Raw genomic sequence first — 12538 nt, forward strand, 5'->3', positions numbered from 1 at the left:
CCGATTCGGGGATCTCCGGGAACTCCTCGGCGTCGCGGTGGCCGCGGCGACGTGATCAGCCGCCGGCCGGCTCCCCGCAGCGACCGGGCGGGCCGTTGCGCAGCACGACGGCGGCGCGCTCGGGTTCGACCATGGGGAAGACCGCGCTCGGGTCCGCGCCCGGTTCGATCTCCGTCCTGATCCGCCACGAGGTGATGCCGACCTCGGCCAGGGCACGCTCCACACGCGCCCGTGCGCCCGCGAGGTTCGAACACCGCTCGCCCGTCGCCCAGCCCGGCAGCAACCGGTTCAGGCGGCGGACCTGGTCGACGGTCGCGCCGCCGTAGCGGGCGTCGTCGTCGGGGCGGGTCATGCCCAGCGCGGCGCAGGCATCCTGCGGGCCGACGCCGGTCGGTTTCGGCATCGTCCACAGGCCGTTGTGCTCGCCCTTGCGCGTACAGGCCACCAGCGGCGGCGCGGCGGGCCTCGCGGCGGTGTGCTCGGGGCTGTCGGCCGGCAGGTAGGTCCGGGCGGTGTCGGTCATCGCGTCCCAGACCGCGGCACATGCCTCCTCCGGGGTCTGCGCGCCGTCGACGTGCACAAGGTAGAGGAATGCGGGTTCGACGGCGTACGTGTACGAACAGGTCGTCTGCTGGGGGTAGGACAACCGGGCCGGCGCGTCGTCGATGAGCATCGCCGCCATCGTGCCGCCGGCCGCCGCGAGGACCGCGAGCGGTACCCCGATCCGCCAGACCAACCGCCGGCGGCGGGAAACGGGGGTGCGGGCGGTGTCCTCCGCCGCCGCGTCGTGGAATGCCTGGAACAGGGTGGCCGTCATCCCCTCGGCCCGGGCGGCCGGGAGGTCGCGTTCGGGCGGCGTCGGCAACAACTCGGCCAGGTCGTGGGTCACCGAATCGTCGAAGTGCGAGTCGGCGTGGGCAGTCCGGCGCTTCATCGGGCTTCCTTTCGAATGGGTCGGCCGACGGGCAGGCGTCCCGGCCGGCGGGCATCGTCGACACGTTTCGCGGGCACGGACGCGGTCCTGGGTTTCGGCGAGGCCGGATCCGCGCCCCCCGCGCCCTCCTCCCGGTCCGCGAGCCGCTTGAGCTTGGCGCGGGCCCGGGACAGCCGGGAGCGTACGGTGCCGGCCGGGATCCCCAGGGCCTCGGCCGCCGCGGCCGAGTCGAGTCCGGAGAACACGCACAGCGCGACGACTTCGCGCTCCTGCCGGCGCAGCGTGCCGAGTATCGCCCGGACCCGGGCGATCGTTCCGGTGTCGTCGATCCGGCCGACGAGTGTGTCGGCGAAGTCGGGCACCGCCTGCTCGCGCGGCACACGATCCAGGACCGCCTGATGTCGCCGCGCCGTTCGTCGTTGGTTGCGGACCACATTCGTGGCCACGCCGAGCAACCACGGCCGCAGGGACTCGCCTTCGGCGGCCACGTCGGCGCGCAGCCGCCACGCCTCCAGGAAGGTCAGCGCCATCACGTCCTCGGCGGCCGCCCAGTCGCCGGTCATGCGAAAGCCGTGGTTGTAGACGGACTTCGAGTGTTCGGTGAACAACTCCTCGAAGGCGTACGGGTCTCCGGCTCTGATCCGGGATCTCATGCTTGTTTCCACACCCTTCGACTGTCCGGCGGCCGCCCGCGCGCTCCCGGAGAGTGACGCGCGTCACTCGCATTCGGGCGCGGGGCGTGGGTCACGGGTGCGTATAGGCGGGGATTCCCTGCTGCTTTTCGGCCGCGCGCGCTGCGATGCTCTTCCTGCACGGCTGCACGGCTGCACGGCCGCACGGCTGCACGACGGAAAGGAACCCTCCTTCGGATCCGGCCTCGGGCCGTGATCCGACCCTAGTGAGCGGAGTTCTCTCGTGACTGCAAAGACCCTTCGCAAGCGTCTCGGCCGAGCGTGCAAGGTCACGGCCCTGACGGTGGCCGGGATCACCGCGATGTTGGCGCTCGCCGCCGGCCCGGCCGCGGCCGATGCCGACGGCGGATTCGGCGGCTTCGGCGGCGGATCCGGCGGCGGTGGCGGCGCGACCGGTACCTGGTAGCGGGCCTCGGGCCGGTGCGGCCCGGTGGTCGTGTACCGAGGCCGCACCGGCTCCGCCGCACGTGCGATGCCCACCGTCGGAAGGGGCCACGATGCACAACGGTTGGATCGTCCTGGTCATCGGCGTCACGCCGCTTGTGGTGTTCGGCGTCTTCGTCGCGCTGGTCAAGCCCGATCCGGACACCTGCGTGAACTGCGGGCATCTGCCCGCGGACCACGGAAACACGTGCGGCGGTGACGAGTTCGACGTCGGTGAACTCGTGCCCAACGGCAAGTCGTGCGGCTGTGTGCGGTATCGACGGCGCTCGACCACCGGCTGACGGCGCGGCGCGGGCGTCCGGTCGACATGCGATGGAAGATGTGGTTCACGTCACACAACGCGATGCCGGAGCCGGGTGGTCATCGTGGTGTGAAGCGAACTGGTTGTGGGATCAGGCTCTCGGTCGTGATACCCGTGTTCAACGAGTCACGGCGGTTGCCGGGGACTCTGGCGGCAGTGGTCGATCATCTCCGGGAGGTCGGAGGCGAGTGGGAACTGGTCGTCTCCGACGACGGATCCACCGACGACACGTACGCCGTCGCCGCGGCGGTGGCCCGCGACGAGCCGCGGGTGCGGCTGGTGCGACATCCGGTCAATCGGGGCAAAGGGCATGCCGTACGGGTCGGGGTCGCGGCCACGCGCGGTGACCGGGTGCTGCTGTGCGACGCGGATCTGGCCACCCCGATCGACGAGTTGGCCCGGCTCCAGGCCGCGCTCGACGCCGGGTTCGACGCGGCGATCGGCTCGCGCGGGCCGGCGTTCGCGGTGGCCCGGCCGCCGGTGCGGCGGGTGTTGTCGGATGTCGGGAGCCGGCTGATCCGGGCCGTCGCGCTGCCCGGAACGGTGGACACCCAGTGCGGGTTCAAGCTGTTCCGGGGCGATCGGGCCCGGGCCGCGTTCGCGCGCGCGAGCGTGGACGGGTGGGCCTTCGACATCGAAGTGCTCCGGCTCTTCCTCGCGTTCGGCTGGAGCTTCGTCGAGGTCCCGGTGGCCTGGACCCACCAGGACGGCTCCAAACTGCGCCCCGGGCACTGTCTGGAAGTGCTCACCGACCTGGCCCGGGTACGGCTGCGGCACGGCCCGGCGCCGGCCGCCGGCCGCACCCCCGGCGTGGAACCGTTGCGGATGCCGCTCCCCCCGGGACGGGCCGCGTGACCGAGGTGCGCGAGTCCGTCGCGCCGATCCGCGCGATCGCGCTGCCCCGCTCCGGACGCACCCTGGACGCCCTGGTGTGCGGCGTCTTCCTGGCCGCCTCGCTGCTGCTGTACCGCGGCCTGTGGTGGGGCGGGCCCGGCGGGCGCTATCTGGTGGACAGCGGTCAGGACCAGCGCCAGTGGGAGTGGTTCTTCGCGGTCACCGCGCGCGCCGTCGCACACGGGGAGAACCCGCTGACCACGACGCTGCAGAACCATCCCGACGGCGTCAATCTGATGGCGAACACCTCGATGCCGGGGCTGTCCATCCCGCTCGCGCCGATCACTTGGCTGTTCGGGCCGTCGGCGACCTGGGCGATCGTGCTGACCTTCGGGCTCGCCGCGACCGCCGCCGCCTGGTACTACCTGATCTCGCGTCACCTGGACGTCTCGCGCCCGGCCGCGGCCCTGGGCGGCGCGTTCTGCGCGTTCGCCCCGCCGATGATCTCGCACGCCAACGCGCACCCCAACCTGGCCGTGCTGTTCGTGATCCCGCTGATCATCGACCGGTTGCTGCGGGTGGCCGGCGGCCTGCGGCCGATCCGCGACGGCATCCTGCTCGGCCTGCTGACGACCTATCAGATCTTCCTCGGTGAGGAGGCGCTGCTGCTCGCCTCCACCGGGATCGCGCTGTTCGCCATCGGCTACGCCTGCGCCGCGCCCTCCGCGGCGCGCGCGGTGCTGCGTCCGCTCGCCCGGGGGGTCCCGATCGGCGCGGCGCTGTGCCTGGTGCTGGTCGCCTATCCGCTGTGGTGGCAGTTCAACGGCCCGCAGAGCTACACCAATCTGCTGCACGGCCCGGCGGGCAACGACCTCGCCGCGCTGAGCGCGTACGCCGACCGCTCCCTCGCCGGCGACATCGACGTCTCCTCGCGCCTGTCGATGAACCGCACCGAGGAGAACGCGTTCTTCGGCTGGCCGCTGCTCCTGCTCGCCCTCGCCCTCGTCGTCGCGCTGTGGCGCACCGCGCTGACCAAGGCGCTCGCGGTCGTGCTCGTCGGCGCCGCGCTGTTCTCCCTGGGCCCGGAGATCGTCCTGAACGGCGAACCCACCGGAATCGACGGGCCGTGGCGGTGGCTCGGGCAACTCCCGCTGTACGAATCGGTGTTGGAGAGCCGATTCACCATGGTCTGCGTGCCCGCGTTCGGCATGCTGCTCGCGCTCGGCGCGCAGGCCGCCACCCGTACCCGCGATCGCCGGATCCGGCTGCTGTGGTGCGTGGCCGCGCTCCAGGCACTGGTGCCGCTGCTGCCGCAACCGCTGACCACCCAGCCCCGCGAGGCGACGCCCGCGTTCTTCACCGACGGCACCTGGCGCCAATACGTGGGGCCGGGCCGGGCCATCGTGACGGTGCCGCTGCCCGACCCGTCCGACGCCCGCGCGCTGAGCTGGCAGGTCGACGCCGACCTCGGCTTCCCGCTCGCCGAGGGCTACTTCGTCGGCCCGTTCGGGCCGGACCGGCTCGGCGGCTACGGCGCGGTCACCCGGCCGACCTCGAACCTGCTGCGCGAGGTGCGCGACAGCGGCAAGGTTCCGGAGGTGACCGAGCAGGACCGCGCCCAGGCCCGCGCCGACCTCGCCTTCTGGCACGCGGACGTGGTGGTGCTCGGCCCGCACTACCAGGAGAACGCGCTGTGGTCGACGCTCGAACTGCTGCTCGGGCCGAGCCGGCAGACCGGCGGCGTGTGGGTGTGGGACGTCCGCGGTGGGAACGGCCGGGCTGTGGACGCCCGGAACGGGGGTGCGGCCGGTGCCGGCTGAGCGGGTGGCGGCGCATCGGACCGGGGGACTCGCGGCCGACCCGGAGCCGATACGGTCCCCGGGAGGCGCCGGCATCGGCGGTTGGGCGAGGGAGGGCAATCGGGTGCGGGCGAGCGACGAGCACGCGTACACGGAGTACGTGTCCGCCCGGCTGCCCGCGCTGCGCCGGGTCGCCCGCCTGTTGTGCGGGGACCCGGACCGAGCGGACGACATCGTGCAGAACACCATCACGCGCCTGTACGTGCACTGGCGGCGCGCCAGTGCCGCGGACGACCTGGACCGCTACGTGCACCGCATGCTGGTACGCGCGTTCCTCAACGAGCGCCGGCTGGCCTGGGCCCGGGTACGCCTGGTCGGCGCGCCGCAGGACATCCCGCTGCCCGCCGCGCCGCCCGGACCCGACGTGGAGACGCGCGACGCGGTGCGGATCGCGCTGTCCCGGGTGCCGCCCAGGCAGCGCGTCGTGCTGGTGTTGCGGTTCCTGTGCGATCTGCCGGTCGCCGAGGTGGCCGAGATCCTGAACTGCTCGCAGGGCACGGTGAAGAGCCAGACCGCGTTGGGCCTCGCGCGCCTGCGCACACTGCTGGACGGGCCCGTCGTGGCCCGATGGGAAGGGGCGTAGGCGGGCGATGGACACCGAGGAGTACGAGGGCGCCCGACTGCTGGCCGCGTTGCGCGAGACGCCGCCGGTCGGGTCCGACGAACCGGGCGTGTTCGTGGCGCGCGCGATCCGCGACGGTCGCCGCACGGTGCGGGCCCGCCGGGTACTGGCCGTGGTCGGCGGCGCGGTCGCGGTGGCGATGATCGCGCTGGTGACGGTGGTGCTCGCGACGCCGTCGCGCGACGGGCGTTTCGGGCCGGCCGCCGGGGGCGGCTTCGACGTGCGCGAGCGGGTCTTCCGGGTCGGCTCGGCGGGCGGATACACGCCGGTGTCCTACGAGACGGGCCGCTTTCGCCAGCGGGTGACGCTGGAGCCGGAGAAGCCGGGGGCCGCGCCGGAGTTGGCGGCCACGCGGGCGACGGTGACGATGTACGCGGCGGGGCGGTTCCCGGCGATGGCGAGCGCGGCGGGTTCCACCGCGCCGTCGGTCCGGGAGCGTCCGGCCGTGTGGCTGATCGGGCCGACCCCGGTCGACGGCCGGCTCGAACTGGCCTGGCAGTGGGCCCGGGACGCGTGGGCCGTGGTCTCGCTCACCGGTCCGGCCGCCGACGCCGAACGGGTCCGGCACATCGCGGAGAGTGTGCTTCCCGACGCCCGGGTACCGGTGCGTGTCCCGCTGACCCTGGCCCCGGGGGCGCTGGCGAGCGGGGAGCACGTGGTGGCGGTGATCGCGCCGATGGCGCCGGAGAAGTCCTCGCTGTACGCGCTGCGCTTCGGCACGACCGATCCGCCGAACGCGGAGGGCGGCGACCCGGCCTCGTTCGTGGTGGGCATCGGCGCCACGCCGGGCGCGCACGACGTGCGTCCCGACCGCATCTCCCGGGCCGACGGCGCGTTCGCCGAGTCCGAACCCGCGATCGAGGCGAACCGCCTGCGCGCGTTGCTGGCGGCGATCCGACTGCTCGACACCGCCTCCATCCAGCCGACCCTGATCCCCTCCGACGGCGCGTCCACCGCGGCCGCCCCGACCACTTCCCCACCCACCTCGGCATCGGGATCGCCGACCTCGACGACCGGCACGGCCGGCAACCTGGACGGCGCCGCCACCTCCACCCGAAACCCCACCGGCGGCGGCACCCCCTACATCCCCAACACCTCCGACACCTCCGGCTCCCCCACCACCTCCACGTCCGCGTCGACGGGGTCGGCCCGCTGAATCACACCGGTTCGGCGGCGGGGGCGAGGCCGGGGCAGGGCCGCGACGCGCGCCCGGCTCAGCGTCGACGGCGCGGTTGCGGCATCGGGCCTTCACGTTTGAAGGTTTCGACGATCGGGGTGGTCTCGACGTTTGTGATGCCCTCGACGGAGCCGAGCGTTTGGGCGATGAAGTCGTACAGGTCGGCGGTGTCCCGACACAGCAGGCTCACCAGGAAGTTCGCCCGCCCGGTGGATACGGCGCCGAAGACCGTACGGGGGTCGGCCGCCACCACCTCCGCGACCGCCTCCAGTGCCGAGGGGCGTACCGACATCCACAGGAAGGCGGGCATGGCGTAGCCCAGATACTCCGGGTCGGTCTCCACCTCGAAGTACAACACGCCCGTGGCGCGCAGCGCTTCCAGCCGACGGCGGACCGCCGACTCCGAGGTTCCGCAGGCTCGGGCCAGGTCCGCGAACGACATGCGACCGTCCCGGGACAACGCCGCGAACAGGGCCCGGTCGTCGTCGTTCCAGGGCGGCAGCGGCGCGTCCGGGTCGACCACCGGCGCGGAACGGGTCAGTGCGGCCACCTGGTCGGCGTCGAGGGCGACGTTCTGGGCCCGCCACCCGGGCGGGCCGCCGACCACGACGCGCAGGACGCAGTGCGCCTCCAACTCGCTGACCCCGGCCGCGCGGCCGACGTTGCGTAGGAGTTGGTCGCCGCGGGCCTCCGGGCCGCGCGGCCGGGTCACGCACATCACCTCTGCGCCGGCCGACAACAGTTGTACCCAGGACACGTCCGACCGGCGGCCCAGGCCCTCCGCCACCGCCTCCACGGCGTCCGGAACGCAGCGCACCCGCAACACCCAGGACGCCTGTCCGGTACGCCGGGTGTCGCCGATCGCCACCACGCGCATGGCGCCGCTCGCCCGCATCCGCCGGTAGCGGCGCACCACGGTCGCGTCGGACACGCCCAGCACCTCGGCGATGCGCGCGAAGGGCGCCCGGCCGTCGATGTCCAGCGCGTGCACGATCGCCAGGTCGACGGCGTCGAATTCGATGGATCCCACCGGCGGGAGCGTAGTCGTATCGGGAATCCGCCGCATTCGCCGCGTGGGCTCGACGCGATCCCGCGGATGGGCGAGGGTTTCCGTCAGCGGGCGGAACGCGGGCGTGGGGCGGGTCGGGTCGGTGGGGCGGATCGGGTCGCTTCGTCGGGGCGGGTCGGGTCGCGTCGGTCGCGGCCGGCTGTGGGTTCGGCCGGTGGTGCGCTTTCGTATCGCCGTTGCGTGGTTCCGCCGTCCTGTGGATCCGTCGTTCCGTTGCTCCGCCCTTCCGTCGTTGCGCTCTTCCGCCGTTGCGCCTTTCCGTCATTCCGTCCACGCATCTCGTCCTGGGAGTCCTCGTGCGCAAGTGGGGACCGCTGCTCGCGGTCTGTCTCGGATCGTTCATGTTGCTTGTCGACGTCACGATCGTCATCGTCGCGCTGCCCGACATGGGCGCCGATCTGGGTTCCTCGTACACCGACCTCCAGTGGGTCCTGGACGCCTACTCCCTCGCGCTGGCCGCGTTGATGCTCGGCGCCGGATCGCTCGCCGACCGGATCGGCCGCAGGCGGGTGTTCGTCGCGGGCACCGTGGTGTTCACCGCCGCGTCGCTGCTGTGCGCGCTGGCGCCCGACACCGGGACGCTGATCGCGGCCCGGGCCCTACAGGGTGTGGGCGGCGCGGCCATGTTCGCCACCACGATCGCCCTGCTCGGACACGCCTACCAGGGCCGCGATCGCGGCGTCGCCTTCGGCGTGTGGGGGTCGATCTCGGGGGCCGCCGCGGCGGTGGGGCCGATCATGGGCGGGCTGCTCACCCAACACCTGGGCTGGGAGGCGATCTTCCTGGTCAACGTGCCCATCGGCGTGCTGACCGTGGTGATGTGCCTGAGCCTGCTCACCGAGTCGCACGGCAACCGTGCGGCGCGGCCGGACCCGGCCGGCATGGCCACCTTCACGCTCGGTGCGGCGCTGCTCACCTACGGCTTCGTACGAGCCGGCGCCGACGGGTGGACCGATGGCCCGACGCTGAGCGTATTCGCCGCCGCCGTCGTGGCGTTCGGGTTGTTCGTGGTGGTCGAGGCCCGGGTCGCCGAGCCGATGATCGACCTGGCGCTGTTCCGGCGCGCGTCGTTCAGCGGGATCATGCTGTCCGGTCTGCTCGTGCAGTTCTCCGCGTTCGCCGCGTTCCCGGCGCTGTCCGTGTGGCTCCAGTCGGTGCTCGGGTACGGACCGGTCCGGGCCGGGCTCGCGCTGCTGCCGCTGGCGGCCGTCTCGTTCGTGGCCTCGGCCGTGGCGAGCCGGCTCCCGCACGGTACGGGGCCCCGGTGGCCGCTGGGGATCGGCGCGCTCTGCATCGGGCTCGGCGCGTTCGCGCTGACCCTGGTCGACGCCGATTCGGACTGGACCGCGCTGCTCCCGGGGCTGCTCGTGGCCGGGGTCGGGGTCGGCCTGGCGATGCCGCAGATGGCCGGTGCGGCGCTCGCGGCGGTGCCGCCGAGCCGGGCGGGGATGGCCGGTGGGGCGCTCAACACCTTCCGGCAGTTGGGCTTCGCGCTGGGCATCGCGGTGGTGGGCGTGGTCTTCCGGGACGGCGCCGAGCATGCGCTGCGCGGCGGTGGGACCACCCTCGCCGCCGACCCGCACGCGACCGCCGAGGCCCTGGGCGGCGGCCGGGCGCAACAGCTCGTGGCGACGGCTCCGGCCGGTGGCCGGGACGCGGTGGTGGACACGATTCGGGACGCCTTCGCGGCGGGCCTGGACCGGGCGTTCCTGCTCTGCGGGGCGCTCGGGCTGGCGGCGGGCGTACTGGCCCTGCTCACCGTCCCGAAGGCGGCCCACGCCCCTGCCGCCGGCGGGAGCGGGGCACCCACTCCCGAACACGAGCCCGCGTCGCGGTGACACCGACGCGGACGCCGAACAACGCTCGACCGCAGGCCGGGAACCGATGCCACGACGGACATCGGTCCCTGCCCGCGTCGGTCGCCGGCCGGGCCTGGACGTCGGCTCAGGCGTGGGCGAGTTCGACGACCTTGGCGTCGGCGGCGTTGCGCTTGATCGACTCGATCCCGTTCATGCACGCCGCACGCGTCTCGTATGCCTCGCCGACGGCGATGATCTGCCCGTTGCCGGCCTTCAGGCGGAATCTGAACTTGCCTGCCTTGTCGGTGTACAACTCGAACTTGGCGGCCATGGCACACACCTCCCGCTCATGTCGCCCTCCCCACCATGGTCCCGCTCCCCTGCGCCGAGGGCATCTTGCACGGGCGGCGGACGTCGGAAGGCGGGCCGCAGCATGGTCGCCGCGTCGCGTCAGGCGGCTCCCGACCATCCCCGGAGCACGTCGGTGGCGGTGCCGGCGAGGAATTGCCGGATCAGCGCGGCGATCGTCTCGGGGGCGTCCTCGTAGCTGTAGTGGCCCACCCCCGGCAGCTCGGTGATCAGGCCCCGGGGGAAAGCGGCGCGGAACAGTGGGAGGAAGTGGGCGGCTGCCAGGGTCCGGTCGGCGGTGCCCCAGATGGCGAGCGCGGGGGTGTCGGCCAACCGGGCCCGGGCCCGGGCGGTCGGCGTCTCGAACGTATGCGCGCCGGTGGCGAAGCCCCGGGCCCAGCCGATCGCGCCGAGGCATTCGTCGGGGGTGCGGAAGGCCGAGCCGTACGCCTCGATCCAGGTCGGGGAGATGATCCGGGGGTCCTCGAACCCGTTCAGCGCGAGCGTGCTGAGGATGGTGAAGTCCAGGGCGCCCAGCACCTGTTCGAGCGTGCCGTCGGCGTGCGCGCGGGCGATCCAGCGAAACCAGGGCGACTCGGCGGCGTTGGCGGCCAGTACCGCGCCCAGGTCCTCCTGCCCGAACGGCGTCGGCGCGTTCACGGCGACGACCCGCGCGATCCGGTCCGGGTGCCGGGCCGCCAGACCCATGCCGACCGGGCCGCCGAAGTCGTGCATGACCAGGGTGATGTCGGTCAGGTCGAGATCGAGGACCAGCGCCTCCAGGTTGTCGACGTGATCCTGGAGCCGGTACGAACGGGTGGACGGGGTCTCGCTCTTGCCGAAGCCCATGTGGTCCGGTACGACGACGCGATGGTCGGTCGAGAGGCGGCGGATCAGGTCGCGGAACAGGTAGCCCCACGTGGGTTCGCCGTGCAGGCATAGCACGACCGGGCCGGCCCCTTCGTCCACGTAGTGCATCCGGAATCCGGGCGCCGAACTGTGGTGCGGCGCGAAGGGATAGCTGCCCAGGAAGGTCTCGGCGGCGGCGATCATCTCGGGGGCCTCCTCGGTCGTACCGTCGTACGGTCGGTCGGTCGGTCCGTCCGTCCGTCCGCATTCCGCATGGTGGCAACTTGCAACCACCATGACCATAGGAGAGCCAGTTTTAATATGCAACCACTGTTGTTCGGTCGCCCCCGCCGAAAGGGCGGGGGTCGAACCGCTACGGGTGGCGGCGGGCTGTGCTCGGGCGGTCGCCGCGACCGGTCAGGGGGTGTTGCCCAGGGCCTGGCGCAACGGGAGGGCGCCGGTGGCGATGTGTACGCCTCGGGAGACGATGCGGGCGTTGGTGGTGTCGAGCGAGGCCAGGCGGGACAGCGGGGCCGGGCCGTCGTCGTGCAGCGAGCAACACAGGAGCAGGATGGTGCGCAACGCCCCGTCGGGATACGGCCCGTCGGGCGCGGTGACCACCTCGCGCAGCGTCTCCCACCGCACCGAGGCGTAGCGGCCGTCGTCGGACCAGTCCAGACACACCGCGTACAGGTCGGGGCGGCGGACGAAGGAGCCCTCCTCGGTGAGGATGTACGTGGTCGCCTGCGCCGCGAAGTCGCCTTCGGCGGCCCGGTACAGCGCGGCCTCGATCACCTCCGAGGACATCGCGGGCACGGACGCCCCGTTGTTGTGGCGCGTGGCGCGGCGGGCGGTGGCCCGCTCGATGCGGTGCTTGCTGTCGACGCGGTTGCGGCGGCTGCTCGGGCGGCGTTCGGTGCTCATGAGACCGCCCTCCGGGACGGGTCGGGCGCCCACGTGTGCGCGGGGGCGAGGAGGTGTGCCGGGTCGACCTGGAACAGTTCGGCCAGGCGCTCCACGTCGTTGAGGTCGAAGGGCAGTTCGCCGGTGAACCGACGCCACGCCCAGGAGCGGCCGTGGCCCAGCGCCTCGCCGATGGCCCCGTCGGTGTAGCCGTCGCGCCGGGCGAGCATGCGCACGTTGCGCGCCACGATCATCCGGATGGGTTCGTCGGCGGTCGGGGTCGATATCCGCTCCGCCGTTCTGGTCTCACGCGCCCCAGGCGCCACATGCCTCATTCCGGCAGCGTAGAACGCGAGTTGCGGGAACGGTAGATCCGACGCAACACAATCATCCCTCTCTGCGGGAAAGTTGCCCGAACAGCGAAAGCAACCCCACGCCCCGGAGGCGCAGTTGAAGCCGGCCCCAGAGCGGGGGCGACTCGATCACCACGCACGCCCCGGGGCGCACGAACAGCCGGGTGGCGAGCACGATCGCCTGGGTCGCGCCGGTGGTGACCAGTACCTGGTCCGGCAACGCCGCCGCCAGATCGGGCCCGTCGGCGTCGGCCGCGTGCCCCAGCGAGTCACCTCACCCGGCCCGGAGACCATCCGCTGCACCAGCGCCGTCGCCTGCCACCCTGCACCCGACCGTCCCCGGCGGCGGCCGGC

Annotated in this window: 15 protein-coding genes; 7 read left to right on the forward strand and 8 right to left on the reverse strand. The window is 73.0% G+C overall.

Annotated features, from left to right (window positions below; all coding sequences use genetic code 11):
* Positions 1-55: 55 nt before the first annotated feature.
* Positions 56-934 (reverse strand): hypothetical protein, encoded by an 879-nt coding sequence (locus ACMXN5_RS37320; RefSeq protein WP_439679331.1) that lies wholly within the window; start codon positions 932-934, stop codon positions 56-58.
* The gene (locus ACMXN5_RS37325; RefSeq protein WP_439679332.1) at positions 931-1587 is read right to left on the reverse strand and encodes an RNA polymerase sigma factor; all 657 of its coding nucleotides are present in this window, start codon (positions 1585-1587) and stop codon (positions 931-933) included. Before ACMXN5_RS37325 ends, ACMXN5_RS37320 begins: the two co-directional genes overlap by 4 nt.
* Positions 1588-1849: 262 nt before the next feature.
* Between ACMXN5_RS37325 and ACMXN5_RS37330 the strand changes: the two genes are divergently transcribed.
* The 6 genes from ACMXN5_RS37330 (at position 1850) to ACMXN5_RS37355 (ending at position 6842) form a co-directional block, all read left to right on the forward strand.
* On the forward strand, positions 1850-2032 hold the full coding sequence (locus ACMXN5_RS37330; protein WP_439679333.1) for a hypothetical protein: 183 nt from the start codon (positions 1850-1852) through the stop codon (positions 2030-2032).
* 91 nt (positions 2033-2123) lie between these two features.
* Entirely contained in the window at positions 2124-2351 is a 228-nt protein-coding gene (locus ACMXN5_RS37335) for a hypothetical protein (RefSeq protein WP_439679334.1), read from the forward strand.
* 176 nt (positions 2352-2527) lie between these two features.
* A complete protein-coding gene (locus tag ACMXN5_RS37340) occupies positions 2528-3226 on the forward strand; it encodes a glycosyltransferase (RefSeq protein WP_439679335.1) in 699 nt (232 codons plus the stop codon).
* Positions 3223-5025 (forward strand): glycosyl transferase, encoded by a 1803-nt coding sequence (locus ACMXN5_RS37345; RefSeq protein WP_439679336.1) that lies wholly within the window; start codon positions 3223-3225, stop codon positions 5023-5025. The genes ACMXN5_RS37340 and ACMXN5_RS37345 overlap by 4 nt, the downstream gene beginning before the upstream one ends.
* 103 nt (positions 5026-5128) lie before the next feature.
* Complete coding sequence (locus ACMXN5_RS37350; RefSeq protein WP_439679337.1) at positions 5129-5647, forward strand: SigE family RNA polymerase sigma factor; 519 nt, start codon at positions 5129-5131, stop codon at positions 5645-5647.
* Between the two features lie 7 nt (positions 5648-5654).
* Positions 5655-6842, forward strand: a complete 1188-nt coding sequence (locus ACMXN5_RS37355) for a hypothetical protein (RefSeq protein WP_439679338.1) — start codon at positions 5655-5657, stop codon at positions 6840-6842.
* A 58-nt stretch (positions 6843-6900) separates the two neighbouring features.
* Here ACMXN5_RS37355 and ACMXN5_RS37360 read toward each other — a convergent pair whose 3' ends face one another.
* The gene (locus tag ACMXN5_RS37360) at positions 6901-7893 is read right to left on the reverse strand and encodes an Lrp/AsnC family transcriptional regulator (protein WP_439679339.1); all 993 of its coding nucleotides are present in this window, start codon (positions 7891-7893) and stop codon (positions 6901-6903) included.
* Between the two features lie 335 nt (positions 7894-8228).
* On the opposite strand from ACMXN5_RS37360, the gene ACMXN5_RS37365 reads away from it, so the two are divergent.
* Positions 8229-9770, forward strand: a complete 1542-nt coding sequence (locus ACMXN5_RS37365; protein WP_439679340.1) for an MFS transporter — start codon at positions 8229-8231, stop codon at positions 9768-9770.
* A 106-nt stretch (positions 9771-9876) separates the two neighbouring features.
* Here ACMXN5_RS37365 and ACMXN5_RS37370 read toward each other — a convergent pair whose 3' ends face one another.
* The 5 genes from ACMXN5_RS37370 to ACMXN5_RS37390 form a co-directional block, all read right to left on the reverse strand.
* Positions 9877-10062, reverse strand: a complete 186-nt coding sequence (locus ACMXN5_RS37370) for a YegP family protein (protein WP_395797435.1) — start codon at positions 10060-10062, stop codon at positions 9877-9879.
* Between the two features lie 119 nt (positions 10063-10181).
* A complete protein-coding gene (locus tag ACMXN5_RS37375; RefSeq protein ID WP_439679341.1) occupies positions 10182-11132 on the reverse strand; it encodes an alpha/beta fold hydrolase in 951 nt (316 codons plus the stop codon).
* 213 nt (positions 11133-11345) lie between these two features.
* Positions 11346-11852, reverse strand: coding sequence for a hypothetical protein (locus tag ACMXN5_RS37380; protein WP_439679342.1), 507 nt, complete (start codon positions 11850-11852; stop codon positions 11346-11348).
* On the reverse strand, positions 11849-12166 hold the full coding sequence (locus ACMXN5_RS37385; protein WP_107504196.1) for a helix-turn-helix domain-containing protein: 318 nt from the start codon (positions 12164-12166) through the stop codon (positions 11849-11851). Before ACMXN5_RS37385 ends, ACMXN5_RS37380 begins: the two co-directional genes overlap by 4 nt.
* A gap of 52 nt (positions 12167-12218) precedes the next feature.
* On the reverse strand, positions 12219-12404 hold the full coding sequence (locus tag ACMXN5_RS37390) for a hypothetical protein (RefSeq protein ID WP_439679343.1): 186 nt from the start codon (positions 12402-12404) through the stop codon (positions 12219-12221).
* Between the last annotated feature and the right edge of the window lie 134 nt (positions 12405-12538).

The organism is Embleya australiensis (assembly GCF_051903075.1).
Classification (GTDB): domain Bacteria; phylum Actinomycetota; class Actinomycetes; order Streptomycetales; family Streptomycetaceae; genus Embleya.

Excerpts from the sequence above, each read along its gene's own strand:
- ACMXN5_RS37320 (WP_439679331.1), bottom strand. The coding sequence starts at position 934 with ATGAAGCGCCGGACTGCCCACGCCGACTCGCACTTCGACGATTCGGTG.
- ACMXN5_RS37325 (WP_439679332.1), bottom strand. The coding sequence starts at position 1,587 with ATGAGATCCCGGATCAGAGCCGGAGACCCGTACGCCTTCGAGGAGTTG.
- ACMXN5_RS37335 (WP_439679334.1), top strand. The coding sequence starts at position 2,124 with ATGCACAACGGTTGGATCGTCCTGGTCATCGGCGTCACGCCGCTTGTG.
- ACMXN5_RS37355 (WP_439679338.1), top strand. The coding sequence starts at position 5,655 with ATGGACACCGAGGAGTACGAGGGCGCCCGACTGCTGGCCGCGTTGCGC.
- ACMXN5_RS37370 (WP_395797435.1), bottom strand. The coding sequence starts at position 10,062 with ATGGCCGCCAAGTTCGAGTTGTACACCGACAAGGCAGGCAAGTTCAGA.
- ACMXN5_RS37375 (WP_439679341.1), bottom strand. The coding sequence starts at position 11,132 with ATGATCGCCGCCGCCGAGACCTTCCTGGGCAGCTATCCCTTCGCGCCG.
- ACMXN5_RS37380 (WP_439679342.1), bottom strand. The coding sequence starts at position 11,852 with ATGAGCACCGAACGCCGCCCGAGCAGCCGCCGCAACCGCGTCGACAGC.
- ACMXN5_RS37385 (WP_107504196.1), bottom strand. The coding sequence starts at position 12,166 with ATGAGGCATGTGGCGCCTGGGGCGCGTGAGACCAGAACGGCGGAGCGG.